Consider the following 18,898-nt stretch of genomic DNA (forward strand, 5'->3'; position numbering starts at 1 on the left):
GGCCGCGACTCGTATCATCAAAACGAGTTGCAAACAGAGTTGCGGCCGATTTCGCGTTCGTGGTTTATGCTGTCGGACCACATCCAACGCAGACAGCGAGCCATGAGCGATTCATCAGCGGGCGCATTGCCGCTCGACCAGGTTTTCGACTTCGAAGGTCAGGCTATCCGTTATGGCGCGATAGGCGAGGGCGCGCCGCTCGTGATGGTGCACGGCACGCCGTTCTCATCGCAGGTATGGCGGCGGATTGCGCCGGTGATGGCGCGGACGCATCGCGTGCATTACTTCGATCTTCTGGGATACGGCGAGTCGGACAAGCGCGAGGGGCAGGACGTATCGCTCGGCGTGCAGAATCGGGTGCTCGCGGCATTGCTCGATCACTGGAAGCGTGACTGGAAGGGCGCGTTGCCCGACGTGCTCGCGCACGACTTCGGTGGCGCCACTTCGTTGCGGGCCGCGTTATTGAACGGCTGCGTTTATCGTTCCTTGATGCTGATCGACCCTGTCGCGCTGTCGCCGTGGGGATCGCCCTTCGTGCTGCACGTTCGTGAGCATGAGAGTGCGTTCGCGGGCGTGCCGCCCTACATACCCCGCGCCATGGTCGATGCTTATGTGCAAGGCGCGGCGCATCGGCCGCTTTCGGAAGACGTGCTGCGCATCTACACGCGGCCGTGGATCGGCGAACCGGGACAGGCGGCTTTCTACAGACAGATCGCGCAGATGGACCAGCGTTATACCGATGAAATCGAAGCACGCTTTGGCGATTTGCGTTGCCCCGTGACGGTTCTTTGGGGCGAGGAAGACCAGTGGATTCCAGCGAAACGCGGCGTCGAATTGGCTTCGCGCATTCCGGGCGCGCGGTTCACCCGAGTGGCGTGCTCGGGGCATCTCATGCAGGAAGATGCGCCCGAAGCGATTGTCGGCGAATTGCTGGCGTTCCTCGCGCGCGTGGATGCGTTAGCCTAGTCCTTGCGCTTATAACGCAGCCACACCATGTCGTTATCGAGCGTCTTCGCCGAATCGAGCTTGAGATAAGCGGGCTTTTGCCATTTGTCCGTCGCCACTTCGAATGAAGAGGGATGCGCCTCGCGGCCGTCGACGAGCGGCACGATCAGCACGCTGACTTCATCGACGAGTTGCGCATTGACGAACGCGCCCGATACATGCCCGCCGCCTTCGACTATCAACGTGCCGATCTTCAACTCGCGCTCGAGCGTTTCCACGACGCGCGCGAGCTCGATATCCTTCTTCCCGCCGAATACGTACGACGCGCCGATGGATTGCAGATAGGCGAGGTAGTCGTCATCGACATCTTCCGCGAGCACTTCGACGATATGCGAATCGAGTGCCGTGTTCGTCTTCCACGTCACGCGGCCCTTAGGGTCGATTGAAATTGCGTACTGGCTTGCGTCGCGTTTGGCGAAATGGTCCGTGCGTTCGATAGGATCTTTGGCGAGGCCACGCGGATAATCTTTGTCCTTGCCGTGCGAGATTTCCTGCATGGTGACGCGACCGCACGCCCAGGCATCGGCCTTGAAGGTCGCGGCGGTTTCTTCATAACACGGCGATGCAAAGTCGAGATGCCAGCCGTCGGTAAGGCTGCGGCCATCGAGCGAGGACATCATGTGGCAAATGATATGCATGGGGACTCCAGCGTATAAGGAAGCAAACCGTCCGCAAGCCCCATGCCCTAAATCCTCCCATAGCGCCTCCGAACTTTCCCTATGTTACGATCTTCACAAACGTGATTTAGAATGAGATCAATCTATCAAAACATGTTGTGCGTCGCACAAGACCGCAGCACCCCGATCTCATGCTGGAAACTGCAACGAAGTCCGTCGTCGCGTGGCCCGGGAAAGTCCAAGCCGGGCACGTGAGCGATCGTAATCCTGGCGTGCCCTTCGACCTCTCATGGCTCGATGGCCTGCGTGTGAATCAGTCAGCCGTGCTGCGCCGCGCGTCCACGCTTGGCACGCGTCGCGCGGTCAAGAAGGACGCACAGGCCGCGTGGCTGCTCAAGGCGATCACCTGCATCGACCTCACCACGTTGAGCGGCGACGACACCACCGCGCGCGTCGAACGTCTTTGCGCAAAGGCGCGTCGCCCGGTGCGAGACGATTTGCTCGAAGCGCTCGGCATGACGCCTGGATCGATCAGGACAGGCGCGGTTTGCGTGTATCACCGCTATGTCAAAGCCGCCGTGAACGCGCTCGAAGGGAGCGGCATTCCGGTCGCGGCCGTCTCCACGGGTTTTCCCGCTGGTCTCAATCCGCACGAACTCAAGTTGCGCGAGATAGAGGCCTCGGTGAAGGACGGCGCAGCAGAGATCGATATCGTCGTCACCCGCGAGTACGTGTTGACCGGTAACTGGAAGGCGCTCTACGACGAGATGCGCGACTTCCGCGCCGCTTGCGGCAATGCGCACGTCAAGGCGATTCTCGGCACGGGCGACATCCGCACGCTGTCGAACATCGCCAAGGCATCGATGATCTGCATGATGGCCGGCGCGGATTTCATCAAGACATCGACGGGGAAGGAAAGCGTCAACGCCACGCTCGACGTCTCGCTCGTCATGGTGCGCATGATCCGCGAATATCTGGCGCGCACCGGCGTTGCCATCGGCTTCAAGCCTGCGGGCGGCGTTTCGACGGCCAAGACCGCGCTCGAATATCAGATCCTCATGAAGGAAGAACTCGGGCGTGAATGGCTCGAACCGGAGTTGTTCCGCATTGGCGCGTCGAGCCTTCTCGCCGATATCGAGCGGCAACTCGAACATCATGTGAGCGGACGGTATTCGTCGTTCAATCGCCATCCCGTCGCCTAAATCACGCATCACGCATCCAACAGACAGCCCTCATGAGCGTAGCCGAATATTTTTCTTCGATGGAATACGGACCCGCACCGGAAGACGATCGCGCCGTGCGCGCGTGGCTCGATCAACACGCCGGCCGTTTCGGTCATTTCATCAACGGCGCATGGCGCGATGACGACAACGCCGAGCGTTTCGAATCGCGCGAGCCGGCGACAGGGCGCGTACTTGCGTCCATCGCGCAAGGCACCGATGCCGATGTTGCGGCTGCCGTGGCGGCCGCGCAAGCCGCGCTCGAAGGCTGGCAAGCGATTGGCGGTGCGGGACGCGCGCGGCATCTCTATGCGCTTTCGCGCATGGTGCAGCGACATGCGCGGCTCTTCGCCGTGCTCGAATCGCTGGACAACGGCAAGCCGATTCGCGAGTCGCGCGACATCGATATCCCCCTTGTTTCGAGGCATTTTCTGCATCACGCGGGTTGGGCGCAGTTGCAGGATCGCGAGTTCGCCGACTGGGCGCCGCTCGGTGTCATCGGGCAAATCGTGCCGTGGAATTTTCCGCTGCTGATGCTTTCTTGGAAGATCGCGCCTGCTATCGCGCTCGGCAATTGCGTGGTGCTCAAGCCGGCCGAATACACGCCGCTTACCGCGTTGCTCTTCGCCGAACTGGCGCATCGCGCGGGCTTGCCGGCAGGCGTGCTCAATGTCGTGACGGGCGATGGCCGCACGGGTGCGGCGCTCGTCGAGCATCCACGTGTCGCGAAGATTGCGTTCACGGGATCGACCGAAGTGGGTCGGCAGATTCGCGCGACGACGGCGGGCTCGGGAAAATCGCTCACGCTCGAACTGGGCGGCAAGTCGCCCTTCATCGTATTCGACGATACCGATCTCGATAGCGCGGTCGAAGGCGTGGTCGACGCCATCTGGTTCAATCAAGGACAAGTGTGCTGCGCGGGTTCGCGTTTGCTCGTGCAGGAAGGCATCGAAGCGGCTTTCGTCGACAAGCTCAAGCGCCGCATGGAGACGCTGCGGGTCGGGACGTCGCTCGATAAAGGCATCGACATGAGCGCTATCGTCGATGACGTGCAACTCGAACGTATTCGTTCGCTCGTCTCCAAGGGCGAAAGCGAAGGCTGCGCCATCTTCCAACCGTCGCGTCTCACGTTGCCCGAAGGCGGCGCGTTTTTTCCGCCGACGCTCGTGACCAACGTGGCGCCTGCAAGCACGCTTGCACAGGAGGAGATCTTCGGTCCGGTGCTCGTGACGATGAGCTTTCGCACGCCCGAGGAAGCCGTCGCACTGGCCAATAACACGCGCTATGGTCTCGCGGCCAGCGTGTGGAGCGAGAACATCAGCCGCGCGCTGGACGTTGCGCCGCGCCTGCAATGCGGCGTCGTGTGGATCAATGCAACCAATCTCTTCGACGCAGCCGTGGGCTTCGGCGGATATCGCGAGTCGGGCTTTGGCCGCGAAGGTGGACGCGAAGGCATCTACGAGTACCTGAAACCGCGTGCCTGGGCGAAGCTGCCGGTTCGCGGTGAAACGAAGGCAACACCGGCACAGCCCGATGCGTTGCTCGATACGGGCAATGTCAGCACCATCGACCGCACGGCGAAGCTCTTTATCGGCGGCAAGCAAGCGCGGCCCGATAGCGGCTATTCGCGGCTCGTGCGTTCGCCGTCGGGCGAGATTGTCGGCGAAGTGGGCGAGGGCAATCGCAAGGACATTCGCAACGCGGTGGCCGCTGCGCGCAGCATGACGAAGTGGACGGCCGCAAGCGCGCATAATCGCGCGCAGGTGCTGTATTACCTGGCCGAGAATCTCAGTGCGCGCGCCGATGAGTTCGCAAGGCAACTCGTCACGCGTGCCGGGTCCAGCGAACGCGATGCGAAGCGCGAAGTCGAAGCATCCATTGCGCGTTTCTTTACGTATGCGGCATGGTCCGACAAATTCGACGGTGCGGTGCATGCGCCGCCTTTGCACGGTGTGGCGCTCGCCATGCACGAAGCGCTCGGCGTGATCGGCGTGGTGTGTCCCGACGAAGCGCCGTTGCTCGGCTTCGTGTCGCTGGTGGCGCCCGCGCTTGCGCTGGGTAATCGCGTGGTCGCGGTGCCGAGCGAGACGTGTCCGCTGATGGCGACGGACTTCTATCAGATTGCGGAAACGTCGGATGTGCCAGGCGGTGCGCTCAATATCGTCACGGGCGATGTACGCTCGCTAGCTCAAACGCTCGCGCAGCACGACGATGTCGACGCGCTCTGGTGCTTCCACGGCGCGGCCATTTCGACGCTGGCCGAACGTGAGTCGGTGGGTAATCTGAAACGCACGTTCGTCGATAACGGTCGCGTGTTCGACTGGCACGATGCATCGAGCGAAGGCTTGCCGTTCTTGCGGCAGGCCGTGCAGGTGAAGAATATCTGGGTGCCGTACGGCGATTGATCGACGGTACGCATGTGAGAATTGAAGGGCGAAGACTTCGGGACGAAGCGCGCCCATGCATGGAGGAGACGCTGTGCTGAAGAATATCGATCCACTATTGAATGCCGACATCCTGTACGCGCTTGCCGCGATGGGACATGGCGACGAAGTGGTGATCTGCGACGCTCATTTTCCCGCTGACTCGGTGGCCCGGAAAACGGTGTTAGGCAAGGTGCTGCGCATGGATGGCGCGAGCGCGCCGCGTGCGGTGCGTGCCGTGCTTTCGGTTTTGCCGCTCGATACGTTCGTCGAAGATCCGGCAGGCCGCATGGAAGTAGTTGGCAATGCAACTACTTTGCCTGCTGTGCAACGCGAGGCGCAACGCGAAGTGGACGACGCAGAAGGGCGTGCACAGGCTTTCGCGCCGATCGAACGTTTTGCGTTCTACGAACGCGCCAAGAATGCGTATTGCGTGATAGCCACGGGCGAAGCGCGCGGTTATGGCTGCTTCATCTTCAAGAAGGGCGTGCAGCTCGCTGCCGACGCGTCTGAAGGAGAAGCGCGATGAGCGTGGTCATTCTCGGCATCTACGTCACCGACCTCGCGTTCCGTGCACAACGCATGCCCTTGCTTGGCGAAACCGTGGCAGGCTCGGCGTTTGCAATGGGTCCGGGTGGCAAGGGCTCGAATCAAGCCGTGGCGGCCGCGCGTGCGGGCGCCGACGTGATCTTCTGCACGCGCATTGGCAACGACGCGTTCGGCCAAATCGCACAGGCAACGTGGGCGGCTGAAGGCATCGCATCGCGTGCGACCGTGCTGGACGACATCGCCACGGGTGCCGCGCATATTTACGTCGACGAAAACACGGGCGGCAACGCGATCATCGTGGCGGCCGGCGCTGCGGGCACGCTTGGACCCGAAGACGTCGAAGCGATCGAAGCGGATATCGCACGTGCATCCGTGTTCGTCACACAACTCGAACAGCCGCTGCCCGCTGCGCGTCGTGGTCTCGAACTCGCGCGCAAGCATGGCGTGATAACGGTGTTCAATCCCGCGCCGGCGCTTCCGCTCACCGACGACATCTATCCGCTCTGCGACTACATTACGCCCAATGAAACGGAAGCAACCGCGCTCACGGGCGTGGCGATCGAATCGGTCGATGACGCTCGCCGCGCAGCGGATGTCTTGCTCAAGAAGGGCGCGCGTGCGGTGATCGTCACGCTCGGAGAAAAGGGCGCATTGCTGCATACGTCGGGCGGCACATCCGAACTCGTGCCGGCCTTCGACTGCGGCCGTGTAGTCGAGACCGCAGGCGCGGGCGATGGCTTCACAGGCGGCTTCGCAGCGGCGCTTGCACGCGGCGATTCGGCACTGGCTGCCGTGCGCTTTGGTTGCGCGCTGGCGAGCCTTTCGGTGACGCGCGCGGGCACCGCTCCGTCGATGCCGCGTCTCGATGAAATCAACGCTGTGCTCGGCGAAAGGAGCGAGGTGCGATGAAGGGATCGAAGTGGCTCGCCGATCGCCAGCTGAACTTTCTGGTCGGCGTGAACTTGCTGGTCGTGATCATCGCGACATGGCTTTCCAAAGGACAGTTTCTCGACATCGACAATCTTCAGTCGATGGGCGGACAGTTGCCCGAACTCGGGCTGCTCGCACTCGGCATCATGCTGTCGATGGTGTCGGGCAATGGCGGGATCGATCTGTCCGGAGTGGGGCTCGCGAATCTGTCCGGCATGGTCGCGGCAATGTTGCTGCCGCAAATGGTCTCGGGCGACGATTCACCGGCGCTCTATACCGGCGTGTTCGTATGCATCGTCGTGGCAATGGGTGCGCTTGGCGGTATCCTAAATGGCGTGGTGATCGCGAAGCTGAGGCTGACGCCCATTCTCTGCACGCTCGGCACGCAACTGCTGTTCACGGGTATCGCGGTGGTGCTGAGTAACGGTGCTTCGGTGCGGGTGGAATATGTCGATCCGCTTTCCAACATCGGTAACGGCACCTTCCTGCAAGTACCCATATCGTTGTGGATTTTCGTCGCCGCCGTCTTGTTGCTCGGTTGGATATTGAAGCGCACGCCGTTCGGTCTGCGGCTGTATCTCATGGGCACGAATCCGAAGGCCGCGTTTTATGCGGGCATTCCGCGCACGCGCATGCTGATCGTCACGTATGGTCTTTGCGGCGTGCTTGCATCGCTTGCCGGACTCATCAGCGCGACGCATACGTCGAGCGCGAAATGGGATTACGGCAATTCGTATTTGCTGATCGCAATCCTCATCGCGGTCATGGGCGGCGTGAATCCCGCTGGCGGCTATGGACGTATAGTCTGCGTGTTTCTTGCCGCGACCGTCTTGCAGTTTCTGTCGAGCCTGTTCAATCTGCTCGGCGTGTCGCAATTCTTCGGTGACTGCGCGTGGGGTTTCTTGCTGCTTGCATCGCTTGCATTCGCAGGTGGCGAACGCGTGCGCGCAATCTTCGGTATAGGCGGCGCGAAGCCTTCTAGCAAGGTGCCGCAACCGCCCGCATCGACCGGACGTTGAAACGCTTTTATTTCCCCGTGATTCATAAAGAGGCCAAGTGACAGAGGCAAAGGAGACAGCACAATGAAACTCAAGAAAATCACCACCGCGCTCACGGCAATCGCGCTTGCAGCAGGAGCCATTGCAGCCGCGCAAGCTGCGAACAACGAGACCATCGTGACGGTCGTGAAAGTGACCGGCATCAACTGGTTCAATCGCATGGACGAAGGCGTAAAGCAGTTCGGCAAGGACAATCCGAACATCTCCGTGTATCAGACAGGGCCGGGGCGTGCCGATGCCGCGCAACAGCTGAAGATCATCGAAGACTTGATCGCGAAGAAAGTCACGGCGATTGCAGTCGTGCCGTATGATCCGCCGACGCTCGAACCCGCGCTCAAGAAGGCGATGGATCGCGGCATCAAGGTCGTCACGCATGAAGCGGACAACGCGAAGAACACCATGGTGGATATCGAAGCGTTCGATAACACCGCCTACGGTGCGGGCTTGAACGAACGTCTTGCGAAGTGCATGGGAAGCCAGGGTAAGTGGGCCGTGCTGGTGGGCTCGCTCGGCAGCCGCTCGCAAGTGCAATGGGCCGATGGCGGTATCGGCAATGCAAAGGCCAAGTATCCGAAAATGGATCTGGTCGAGCCGAAGCTTGAAACGAATAACGACGGCGAGCGTGCTTATCAGGTCGCGAAGGAAGTGCTGCGCAAGCATCCGGATCTGACGGGCTTTCAGGGCTCGTCGTCGCTGGATGTGATCGGCATTGGCCGTGCAGTGGAAGAAGCGGGCAAGGTCGGCAAGATCTGCGTGTATGGCACGGGCCTGCCGACTGAAGCAGGCAAGTTCCTCGAAAGCGGAGCGGTCAACGGCATCGCGTTCTGGGACCCGAAGCTCGCCGGTCTCGCAATGAACAAGGTCGCGCAGATGTTGGTGGAAGGCAAGACCATCGACAACGGTACGGACCTCGGCATCACCGGATACAACAAAGTCACCGTGAGCAAGGGCCCGGGCAAGGGTGTGATCGTGCGCGGTACCGGTTGGGTTGATGTCGACAAGACCAACTACAAGCAGTATCCGTTCTGATGTGACGTACGCGGCGCGTGGTTCATTGCCGCGCGCTGCCTGCTTTCTATAAGCCATGACCAAAGAGACACCGCTCCTCGAAGTCGTCGATATTCATAAGCGTTTCACAGGCGTTTATGCGCTGCGTGGCGTGAGCCTCTCGTTTGAACGCGGGCAGATCTATCATCTGCTCGGCGAGAACGGCTGCGGCAAGAGCACGCTCATCAAGATCATCTCGGGTGCGCAACCGCCCGATGAAGGCGAACTCGTGATCGAAGGCGTGAGACATGCGCGGCTATCGCCGCTCGAATCGCTTTCCGCGGGTATCGAGACCGTTTATCAAGACTTGTCGCTGCTGCCGAACATGAACGTGGCGGAGAATGTCGCGCTCACATCCGAGCTTGCCGAACACAACGGCAAGCTCGCGCGCACGTTCGATCGCCGCGCGCTTGCCGAAACCGCTGCACGGGCGCTGGAAGCCGTGGGCTTGCCGGGCGATGCGGATTTTCAGAAGACCTTGATCGAGCAATTGCCGCTCGCCACGCGGCAGCTCGTGGCAATCGCACGCGCCATTGCCAGCGAAGCGAAGTTCGTCATCATGGACGAGCCCACCACGTCGCTCACGCAAAAGGAAGTGGACAATCTCATCGCCGTGCTCGCGCGTTTGCGTGCCGACGGCGTCGCCGTGCTGTTCGTGAGTCACAAGCTCGACGAGTGCTACGCAATCGGCGGCGAAGTGATCGTGCTGCGCGATGGTCAGAAAATGGCGCAAGGTCCTATCGAAAACTATACGAAGGCGCAGATCAGCGAGCTTATGACGGGCAAGCATCTTTCAACCGAGCGTTATCGCGCGCAAGGGGAAGAAGGCGCATCGCAGATCGTGCTCGACGTGCAGGCGCTCGGACGCAAAGGCCAGTTCGCCGATGTATCGTTCAAGCTGCACAAGGGCGAGATACTCGGTGTGACGGGGCTGCTCGATTCGGGCCGTAACGAACTCGCGCGCGCACTGGCAGGTGTCGCGCCCGCCGACATGGGCACGGTCACGCTCGACGGCATGCGCGTGCGCCTGCAAACGCCGGCGGATGCGAAGACGCAACGCATAGGCTATGTCCCGGAAGACCGCCTGAACGAAGGGCTTTTTCTCGACAAACCGATTCGCGATAACGTCGTGACCGCGATGATTTCGAGCTTGCGGGACCGCTTCGGTCAGATCGATCGCAAGCGCGCGCAGGAGCTTGCCGAGCGCACCGTGAAGGACTTGCAGATCGCCACGCCCGACGTCGACAAGCCCGTGCAATCGCTTTCGGGCGGCAATCAGCAACGCGTGTTGATCGGGCGGTGGCTTGCCATCGATCCGCGCGTGCTGATCCTGCACGGACCGACTGTCGGTGTCGACGTGGGATCGAAGGACATCATTTACCGCATCATGCAGCGGCTTTCGAAGGAGGGCATCGGCATCATTTTGATCAGCGACGACTTGCCCGAACTGCTGCAAAACTGCGACCGTATCTTGATGATGAAGAAGGGCCGGATTTCGAGCGAGTATCGCGCGGATCGTCTGAGCGAGGCCGAGCTTTATCACGCGTTACTTTCAGAGGCAGCATGAGTATGAGCGAATCCATCCGCCGCACGGGAAGCGAGCCGGTGCCGCAAGCCGTGAGCGACGTCGCGCCGCGCGTGCGCAAGGGCAGTCTTTATGCGCGGCTGATGCGCAATCCCGAGTGGTTCACCCTAGGTCTGATTCTCGTAACGTGTCTGATCGTGGGTGGCCTGAACCCGCGGTTCTTCCAATTCGCCACGTTGTTCGACTTGTTGCATTCGGCGACCACCGTATCGCTCTTTGCGCTGGGTACGCTCGTCGTGCTGGCTTCGGGCGGTATCGACGTGTCGTTCACGGCGATAGCGGCACTCACGATGTATTCGATCACCAAGGCCGTCTTCGCATGGTGGCCGGAGTGTCCGTTCGCGTTGATACTGATCGCGGGCGCGCTGGGCGGCGTCTTGCTTGGCATCATCAATGGCATGCTCGTGCATCGGTTGAAGGCGCCTTCGCTGATCGTGACGATCGGCACGCAGTATTTGTATCGCGGCTTGTTGCTGACTTTCGTGGGCACGCAGTTCTTCATGAACATTCCGCACAGCATGGATACGTTCGGACGCCTGCCGCTCTTCTTCTATCACACGTCCGATGGTTTGCGTGCCGTGTTGCCGGTCTCCGTGCTCGCGCTCGTGATCGCGGCGGTCGTCACATGGTGGCTGCTCAATCGCACGATGATGGGTCGCGGCGTCTACGCGATGGGCGGTAGTCTCACCATCGCCGAACGGCTCGGTTACAACTTGCGCGCGATCCATCTGTTCGTGTTCGGCTATACGGGATTGCTTGCGGGCGTCGCGGGCATTCTGCATGTATCGACCAACCGGCTTGCCAATCCTTTCGACTTGGTCGGCACGGAACTCGATGTGATCGCCGCCGTGATTTTGGGCGGCGCACGCATAACCGGTGGTACGGGAACGGTGGTGGGCACGTTGCTCGGCGTCGTGCTCGTGACGCTCATCAACAGCGTGCTGATTCTGGTGGGCGTGCCGAGCACTTGGCAGAAGGTGATCATCGGCGCATTCATTCTCGTCGCAGGGACGTTGTTCGCGCTCGGACGACGGCAGTAGTGGGTTGGTCGTTCAGAAGCCGCAGAGAGCCCGCATAGCGTTTTGCGGGCTTTTTTACGCGTGCTTGCGTCTGCGCTGCCCTTCCTCGGTGATGACCGAGTCGAACTCGGAAATCTGTGAGAAGCGCACGGCCTTGACCTTGCCGAGCTTGCTTGCATCGACGACGAGATGGCGCTCCACGGCGCTTGCCATGGCCGCCTGCTTGATGGCCACTTCGTGAAAGTTCCAGCACGTCACACCGCGCGCTTCATCCACGCCACCCGCCGACATGAACGCCTTGTTGATGCCCATACGCCTCAGCGTCTCGACGCTTTCATCGCTCGCAAACGATTCGGATGACGGCACATAGACGCCACCAAGAAGGATCAGCCGGACATTGGGCTTGCGGCGCAAAATCTCGGCCACGTTGAGCGAATAGCACACGACGGTGAGATGCATGTCCGTGGGAATCTGCCGCGCGAGCGTGGTAAGCGTGGTGCCGCAATCGATGAAGATGGTCTCGCTATCGGTAAGCAGATGCGCGGCATGGCTCGATGCAATCGCCTTGGCCTGAGCGAAGTGATCCTTCTCTTCCTCGATGGTATAGCCTGCTGCATTGGGCAAATCCGCCGCGCTGACGATATAGCCGCCGAGGTAAGTGAATTGACCGGGATGCGCTGCGATATCGCGGCGAACGGTCATCTCGGAGACGCCGAGCAAGGCGGCTGCATCGCGCAAGCGCATCACGTTCTGCTTTTCGAGCGCGCTTGAGAGCACGCGCAGGCGTTCGGGTTTGGCCATCGGATTACGGCTTTTATGCGGTGTTAGGTTTTAGTCGTGGGTTGAAAGGATTATAACAATGCGGACCGGCGTGTGAACGCTGGCGCGGGTAAGTACGGGGTTGTCCATATGGCCAAGCAGTCGAGCGAGCGTTAATTATCGGCCGCTCTACGCTATATTCTTGCTCCTCCAAGAACTGACCAAACCGCAATGTCCGAACCGCTCTCCGATGACACACGACTGGCCGCCGCCATTGACCGCCTGAAAGTCGAATTCCCGAAAACGCGCGAGCTCTACCGGGAAGTCTGCACGCTCCTGTTCTTTCGATTCGGCGTGCCGCCAACGGCCAATCGCCTTTACAGCCTGGTTCGGCGCGGCACCATGAGCACGCCGGCATCGGTGCTGGGCGAGTTCTGGGCCGAGTTGCGAGAGAAGAGCCGGGTACGCATCGAGCATCCGGACCTGCCGCCGGATTTGAGCGATGCCGCTGGCGAACTCATCGGCACGCTTTGGACGCGCGCAACTACGTCGGCACAGGCCGAACTCAACACGCAACGCGAAGAGCTTGACGCGCAACGCGCCGAGGCCGAGCAGAAGGTAGTTGCGGCGCGCGAGGAACTGGGGCGCATGGAAACGACGCTGGAACAGCGCACGGTTGCATTGTCGGCCGCACAGGCGGAGATTCGCGAGTTGGAGCGGCAACGCGCCGAAGACGCGGCCACGCGAAAGGCAGTCGATGCCGAAATCAAACGGCTCAACGACGAAGCAAGCGCACGCGCCCGAGAACTGGACAAGGTGCGCGAAGGCTTTTCGCGCGATCTCGAGAAGCTGCGCGAAACGGCGAGCCGCGCCGAGGAGCGTTTGAGAGCATCGGAGAAACGCGCGCTGCTCGAAATCGATCGCGAACGCAGCGCCACGGCCAAGCTTCAAAAGGAACTGGCCGAGGCGGTCAAACGGGCCGACAAGCGCGATGTGGACCATCGCCGTGCCGTCGATGTCTTGCAAGCGCAAGTTGGCGACGGCCGTCATCATGCCGGCGTGCTCCAAGGCAAACTGGCCGCGCTGGAAACGGCGCATGCGTCGTTGAAAGACGAGCTCAAGTCGATGCGTGATATCGATAAGACGACGCCCAAGCGTGCGACGCGTAAGCCCGCGGTTAAAAAGACCGTCGCGGCACGCAAGAAAGGCGGCTAAAGCCTTCAGTGCGCGTCGTGAGTCAGCTCCCGCCAATCCGATGCCAACGCAAGGAGGGTGTCTGCGCGCATCCGCATGAACAACAATGGCTTCCATCGCAAACGTTTCGGGAGCCAGCATGTCAGCACGTATTCAAGCCTCTTCCGTCGACGCATACGCCACGCGTGGGAGCTAGCCGTGACTACCGCCACCTGGCTTGCCTTTTCCATTGCAACGCTCGCCGCCACGGGCTCCCCGGGCCCCAATGCCATGCTCGTCGTGCGCAATACCGTGCGTCACGGACTGTATGCCGCGCTCTTCACGGTCTCGGGCAATCTGTGTTCGCGCTTCGTCATGGCAAGCGGCGTCATGCTCGGCTTGAGCGCCTTGCTCAACGCATCGCCGTGGCTTGTCATCGGTCTGCGGCTAGCGGGCGCGCTCTATCTGATCTGGCTCGGCATACGCGCCATGCGTGGACAAGGCCCACAAGCCGCGGTCACGCATGTGACGCCGCACGTGAGGCAGCCTTGTCTGCGCATCTTTCTTGAGGCCGCTACGGTATCGCTCGTCAATCCGAACACGCTCGGCTTCTTCGCGGCCGCCGTGCCTCAGCTAGTCGATCTGCATACGCCGATACTGCCGCAACTCGCCACGCTCATCGCGATCGATACAACCGTGGTGCTCACTGTGATGTCGACTTACGCGTTCGTCACACATGCCGTGCATCGGCGTATCACGAGCCACAGCCGTCTCATGATGATTCGGCGCGGCGGCGGTGCTGCGTTGGTTATCGTCGGACTGACGATGCTGCCGCTTCGTTGATACGCACAATCTCGCATCGAAACCCGTTAAGCAAAGCCGACGACCGTTTCGATTCGCAACGTTAAGAATCTTTACGGTCAGCCCTTTCGACCATTCAGCGATTTGCGGCGAGTCCCGCCAGCCGGGGCTTTCGCATGATTGGCCCAGCCCTTGCATTGATAGCTCCGATAACAAACCGGAGCCGTCCATGATCGAAGCAGGCCGAACCGCCACGCTTACGCATACCGTCTCATCCGCCGATCTCGCCTCTGCTCACGCGCATGAAGCGGATGAGCGCTATCCCGACGTGCTATCCACGCCCGCATTGTTGTCCCTTATCGAGCGCGCCTGCGCGGAACTCATGCGCGACTCCCTGCGCGACGGGCAGCTCTCCGTGGGCGTCACCACGCATCTCAATCATCTCGCACCGACACCACATGGCGCCGATGTCTCCGCCACCGCGACGTTTCGTGCAATCGAAGGCGCGCTGTACTGGTTCGACGTTGTCGCAGCCGATAACGGCGGCCCCGTCGGCAGCGCGAGCCATGCACGGGCCATCGTCGAGAGAAGCGTCATCGAGGCGCGCGCCGCGAAGCGCCGTTCGTCATGAGCGTGCCCGCCATAACGAAGAATTCGCGGCAAAGGCCGCTCAACCGAGGAAAGACATGGACGTGGCTGTGACTGCCCCAACGCATGGCGTGTACTTCGACGAAGCCTTCGAAACGCTGCCGTCAGCCGGCGTGCGTCGTCATCAGGACGCGCTCTGGTCGACGCAATGGACGTATCTGCGTGCGATGTCGGCGTTCTATCGTTCGAAGCTTGCACGCTGGATCGAACGCGACGACATCACGCTCGATTCGCTGCAGGACCTGCCCTTCACGGAGAAGGACGAGTTGCGCGTGAGTCAGGAGGGTGCGTCGCCATTCGGCGATCACGTGGCCTGCGCGGAAAGCGCCATTGCGCGCTTGCATCGCACGTCGGGCACGACCGGGCGCCCTTTGATTCTCGCGAACAGCACACGCGATGCATTGGACATTGCACGCGTCGGCGCACGCTCGATGTGGGCGGCGGGTCTGCGCCCCGATGATCGCGTGATCCACTGTCTCAACTATTGCATGTGGACCGGCGGCTTCACCGATCACACCATTCTCGAAGCCACTGGCGCGACGGTGGCGCCGTTCGGCGTCGGCAACACGCGGATGTTGATCGACTCCATTCTGAGTCTTGGCATCAACGCAATCTCTTGTACGCCTTCGTATCCGGCGCTTATCGAGCAAGTGTTGCGCGAAACAGGCGGACCTACACCGCGCGAACTCGGCCTGAAGCTCGGACTGTTCGGTGGCGAAGCAGGTCTCGACAACCCCGAGTTACGCGCGACGATGGAAGACAAGTGGGGCTTCAAGGTGCGCAATGCGAACTTCGGCTTATCGGAAGTTCTGAGCATTCTTGGCGGACAGACGGACTGGACCAACGACCTCTTGTTTCATGCGGCGGATGTCGTGTTCGCGGAGATCATCGATCCGGAGACACTCGCGCGTTTGTCCATGGAAGAGGGCGTCACGGGCGAGCTCGTGTGCACGCATTTGCGCAAGCAATGTCAGCCACTCGTGCGTTATCGCACCCGCGACGTGGTGACGGTGACTGCCGTCGATGCCGGCGAGGATGGACGCACGGCATGGCGCTTTCGCGTGACGGGTCGCACCGACGACATGTTCAACGTGCGCGGCATCAACGTATTTCCGGGTGCCGTCCGGCTCGCTGTGGAAGCGCTGCCGCAATGGGCCTCGGGACAGTTTCGCATCGTGCTCAAGGGCGATGGCCCTTACGACCGCATCGCGATGACTGTGGAAGCGGCGAGCGGTCTCGATATCGCCCGCTGGGGCGATGCCGCGCATCACATCGAGGCGGCCGTACGCAATCGCATAGGCGCGAGCGCAACGGTCACGATGGTGCCATTCGAACATTTTCCGCGTACCGAAGGCAAGACGCGCTGGATCGACAAGGAGCTCGCATGAGCGACGTAACGCTACACATGGAAGGACCGGTTGCCATCGTCACGTTGAATCGACCAGAGCGCATGAACGCAATCGGCGGTGCGTTGCTCGACGATCTACACGACGCGCTGCAAGGCGCGCTCGGCGATGCATCATGCCGCGTCATCGTGCTCACCGGTGCGGGACGCGCGTTTTGCGCGGGCGACGACCTCAAGGAGTTCGACGCCCAAAGCGAAAGCGATGAAAGTATCCGCAGTCATATCGGGCGCATTCAGCGCATCACACGCGATCTGATGTTCGGTGCCAAGCCCGTGGTCGGCGCGGTGCATGGTTATGCCGTCGGCGGCGGCTTCGAGTGGATGCTCAATTGCGACATCGTGGTCGCATCGGACGATCTCGTGTGCTTCTTTCCCGAGATGGAGTGGGGACAATTCGTGACGGGCGGCGTCACGCATCTGCTGCCTCAGGCGATAGGGCATCAACGCGCGATGGAGCTTTGGTTGCTCGGCGAAAGGCAGAGCGCGCAGACGCTGCTATCGATGGGTTTGGTCAATCGCGTGGTTCCGCGCGATGCCGTACTGGAAACCGCGCTCGAACTTGCAGCACGTATCGCACAACGCTCATCGACGTCCGTATCGAAGCTAAAGAAACTGGTGACGAGCGACCTGTCGGGCTTGCTGGCTCGCAGTCTCGAACTCGAGAGTGCCGTCACCATCGAGGCATTCGCGCTGCCGGATGCCGCCGAGCGCGTGAAGGCCTTCGCGAACAGGAAGACGTCGCAATGAGTCCCAAAGCCCTTACGTTCGATTACTTCGGCACGCTCGTCGATGTGGATCAAGGCGGCACGCTCGGCATGGCGGAAGTCCTGCGGCGCATCTCGGTCGAGGCAGACGAACCTGTCTCCCAGATCTATCTCGATTGGGACATCCGCAACGTGCGTCTTTATCGAGGCCAGGCCTACGCGCGCTATCGCGATGTTGCGCAACAAGCACTCGCCGATTGCCTCGATACGCACTGGCCCGGCGCGCGTAAAGGCCATGCGATGGAAACGCTGAACGACGTGTTCCTCTCGCATCTGGTCGAAGCATCGCCGGCACACGCCGATGCTGAGCCGTTCCTCGATTGGGCTGCGGCGCGCTATCCGCTCATGCCGATCACCAACATGGACAGCGATCTATGGCGGCGCACGCGGCTCACACGCTATTTCGAGCATGTGACGACAGCGGAGATGGCGCAGGCCTACAAGCCATCGCAGGCGATCTTTGCGCTCGCGCTCGACCGCCTGGCGGTAAACGCGCACGACGTGCTGCATTGTTCGCTCGCGAGCTGGGCCGATATCGACGGAGCAAAGCCTCTTGGTATGGCGGTGGCCTGGATCAATCGCACGCGAGAGACGCTCGGAACGTGGCAGCCACGTCCCGATTTCGAATTCGACACGCTGTCGCCGGTACGGGACGTTCTTGAAGGTCTGTCATTGACTGCGACTGGGGAAACGATATGAAACGATTCAACTTGGCGATGGCGTTCATGGCATGCGCATTGACAGTGGTCGGCGCAACGCGCGCGGCATACGCGCAGGAAGTGATTAAGATCGGTGTGGCAGGGCCGCTCACCGGCAGCGCGGCGCAAAGCGGCAAGGACGATGAGCGCGGTGTACGGCTTGCCATCGACGAACTCAATGCGAAGGCTTTCACAATTGCAGGCAAGCCCGTGCGCTTCGAACTGATCTCGATGGACGACCAGGGCGATCCGAAAGTAGGCGTGAGCGTAGCGCAAAAGCTCGTGGACGATGGCGTATCCGCCGTCATTGGCCATTACAACTCGGGCGTGAGCATTCCCGCCGCGCGCATCTACAACGATGCGCACGTGGTGATGATGACCGGCGCGTCATCAAACCCGCAACTCACACACCTCGGCTATCCCTATGTCTTCCGGCTCGCGACCAACGACAACGTCATGGGTGGCCGCATGGCGCTTTATTCGGCGAAAGTGTTGAATGCACAACGCGCCGCGGTAATCGATGACCGCACCGCTTATGGCGTGGGCGTCGCCGATGTATTCGTCGACAGCGCAAAGAAGGCGGGCTTGCAGGTCGTCGCGCGTGAATACAGCACGGACAAGGCAACCGACTTCAAGGCCATTCTCACGCAGATCAAGTCGCGTAATCCGCAGGTCGTGTTTTATGGCGGCTACTATGCACAGGCCGCGACGCTTGCGCGGCAAATGGGCGAACTCGGCATCAACGCAACGCTCGTAGGCGGCGACGGTATTTGCTCGCCCGAATTCGACAAGCTATCGGCCGGAGCCGCCGACAAGCGCATGTTCTGCGCGCAAGGCGGCGCGCCGCTCGACTCGTTACCGGACGGCAAGACCTTTCGCACGAAATTCAAGAGTGCGTTCAGCGCCGATGTCGATACCTATGCGCCCGCGTTCTATGCCGCAACGCTCGTCGTCGCGGACGCGATGCAGAAAACGGGATCGTCGAAGCCCGAGGTGTACGTCAAAGCGCTGCGCGAGCAGGCGTTCACGAGCATTCTCGGCCCCGTGCGCTTCGATGCAAACGGCGATTGGGTCGATGCGCCGGTCACGGTGTATCAGTTGAACAGCGGCGCGCTCACTGCGATTGCGCATAAGGATTGACGCGTCCGCTCTGAAAAATCGCAGTGCGGCGGCGGGATTTTGAACTGCTATATTCGA

18 protein-coding genes are annotated in these 18,898 nt (G+C 61.1%); 16 read left to right on the forward strand and 2 right to left on the reverse strand.

Translation table 11 applies throughout. From position 1 onward, the window contains the following. Positions 1-102 precede the first annotated feature (102 nt). Entirely contained in the window at positions 103-966 is an 864-nt protein-coding gene (locus NCR40_RS21330; RefSeq protein WP_250510573.1) for an alpha/beta fold hydrolase, read from the forward strand. Here NCR40_RS21330 and NCR40_RS21335 read toward each other — a convergent pair. Next, positions 963-1,643, reverse strand: a complete 681-nt coding sequence (locus NCR40_RS21335; protein ID WP_250510574.1) for a dihydrofolate reductase family protein — start codon at positions 1,641-1,643, stop codon at positions 963-965. The two genes, NCR40_RS21330 and NCR40_RS21335, sit on opposite strands and share 4 nt — an antisense overlap. Before the next feature lie 170 nt (positions 1,644-1,813). Here NCR40_RS21335 and deoC point away from each other — a divergent pair, with 170 nt between their 5' ends. The 8 genes from deoC to NCR40_RS21375 all read left to right on the forward strand — a co-directional run bounded on the left by deoC (position 1,814) and on the right by NCR40_RS21375 (position 11,474). Continuing rightward, positions 1,814-2,824, forward strand: coding sequence for a deoxyribose-phosphate aldolase (deoC, locus tag NCR40_RS21340; RefSeq protein ID WP_250468009.1), 1,011 nt, complete (start codon positions 1,814-1,816; stop codon positions 2,822-2,824). Between the two features lie 32 nt (positions 2,825-2,856). Continuing rightward, entirely contained in the window at positions 2,857-5,247 is a 2,391-nt protein-coding gene (locus NCR40_RS21345; protein WP_250510575.1) for an aldehyde dehydrogenase family protein, read from the forward strand. Positions 5,248-5,320: 73 nt separating this feature from the next. After that, entirely contained in the window at positions 5,321-5,794 is a 474-nt protein-coding gene (locus tag NCR40_RS21350) for an RbsD/FucU family protein (protein WP_244831365.1), read from the forward strand. After that, on the forward strand, positions 5,791-6,723 hold the full coding sequence (rbsK, locus tag NCR40_RS21355; protein WP_250510576.1) for a ribokinase: 933 nt from the start codon (positions 5,791-5,793) through the stop codon (positions 6,721-6,723). Before NCR40_RS21350 ends, rbsK begins: the two co-directional genes overlap by 4 nt. Then, positions 6,720-7,763, forward strand: a complete 1,044-nt coding sequence (locus NCR40_RS21360) for an ABC transporter permease (protein ID WP_250494051.1) — start codon at positions 6,720-6,722, stop codon at positions 7,761-7,763. The genes rbsK and NCR40_RS21360 overlap by 4 nt, the downstream gene beginning before the upstream one ends. Before the next feature lie 63 nt (positions 7,764-7,826). Then, on the forward strand, positions 7,827-8,831 hold the full coding sequence (locus tag NCR40_RS21365) for an autoinducer 2 ABC transporter substrate-binding protein (RefSeq protein WP_250468013.1): 1,005 nt from the start codon (positions 7,827-7,829) through the stop codon (positions 8,829-8,831). A 55-nt stretch (positions 8,832-8,886) separates the two neighbouring features. After that, positions 8,887-10,416: a sugar ABC transporter ATP-binding protein gene (locus NCR40_RS21370; RefSeq protein ID WP_244831368.1), complete on the forward strand. Its 1,530-nt coding sequence runs from the start codon at positions 8,887-8,889 to the stop codon at positions 10,414-10,416. Beyond that, a complete protein-coding gene (locus NCR40_RS21375; RefSeq protein ID WP_244831369.1) occupies positions 10,413-11,474 on the forward strand; it encodes an ABC transporter permease in 1,062 nt (353 codons plus the stop codon). Before NCR40_RS21370 ends, NCR40_RS21375 begins: the two co-directional genes overlap by 4 nt. 54 nt (positions 11,475-11,528) lie before the next feature. On the opposite strand, the gene NCR40_RS21380 is transcribed toward NCR40_RS21375, so the two are convergent. Next, positions 11,529-12,254, reverse strand: a complete 726-nt coding sequence (locus tag NCR40_RS21380) for a DeoR/GlpR family DNA-binding transcription regulator (protein WP_244831370.1) — start codon at positions 12,252-12,254, stop codon at positions 11,529-11,531. Positions 12,255-12,443: 189 nt separating this feature from the next. Between NCR40_RS21380 and NCR40_RS21385 the strand changes: the two genes are divergently transcribed. The 7 genes from NCR40_RS21385 to NCR40_RS21415 all read left to right on the forward strand — a co-directional run bounded on the left by NCR40_RS21385 (position 12,444) and on the right by NCR40_RS21415 (position 18,841). Next, entirely contained in the window at positions 12,444-13,427 is a 984-nt protein-coding gene (locus tag NCR40_RS21385) for a DNA-binding protein (protein ID WP_250510577.1), read from the forward strand. 177 nt (positions 13,428-13,604) lie between these two features. Next, on the forward strand, positions 13,605-14,228 hold the full coding sequence (locus NCR40_RS21390) for a LysE family translocator (RefSeq protein ID WP_250468015.1): 624 nt from the start codon (positions 13,605-13,607) through the stop codon (positions 14,226-14,228). Positions 14,229-14,415: 187 nt separating this feature from the next. Next, positions 14,416-14,817, forward strand: coding sequence for a thioesterase family protein (locus NCR40_RS21395; RefSeq protein ID WP_244831373.1), 402 nt, complete (start codon positions 14,416-14,418; stop codon positions 14,815-14,817). 55 nt (positions 14,818-14,872) lie between these two features. After that, the gene (locus tag NCR40_RS21400; RefSeq protein ID WP_250510578.1) at positions 14,873-16,222 is read left to right on the forward strand and encodes a phenylacetate--CoA ligase family protein; all 1,350 of its coding nucleotides are present in this window, start codon (positions 14,873-14,875) and stop codon (positions 16,220-16,222) included. Next, the gene (locus NCR40_RS21405) at positions 16,219-16,986 is read left to right on the forward strand and encodes an enoyl-CoA hydratase/isomerase family protein (RefSeq protein ID WP_250495267.1); all 768 of its coding nucleotides are present in this window, start codon (positions 16,219-16,221) and stop codon (positions 16,984-16,986) included. Before NCR40_RS21400 ends, NCR40_RS21405 begins: the two co-directional genes overlap by 4 nt. After that, a complete protein-coding gene (locus NCR40_RS21410) occupies positions 16,983-17,702 on the forward strand; it encodes an HAD family hydrolase (RefSeq protein WP_250495268.1) in 720 nt (239 codons plus the stop codon). The genes NCR40_RS21405 and NCR40_RS21410 overlap by 4 nt, the downstream gene beginning before the upstream one ends. Further along, a complete protein-coding gene (locus NCR40_RS21415) occupies positions 17,699-18,841 on the forward strand; it encodes a branched-chain amino acid ABC transporter substrate-binding protein (protein WP_250510579.1) in 1,143 nt (380 codons plus the stop codon). The genes NCR40_RS21410 and NCR40_RS21415 overlap by 4 nt, the downstream gene beginning before the upstream one ends. The last annotated feature ends 57 nt before the right edge of the window (positions 18,842-18,898 follow it).

The sequence above is a fragment of the Caballeronia sp. GACF4 genome (assembly GCF_023631025.1).
Lineage (GTDB): Bacteria > Pseudomonadota > Gammaproteobacteria > Burkholderiales > Burkholderiaceae > Caballeronia.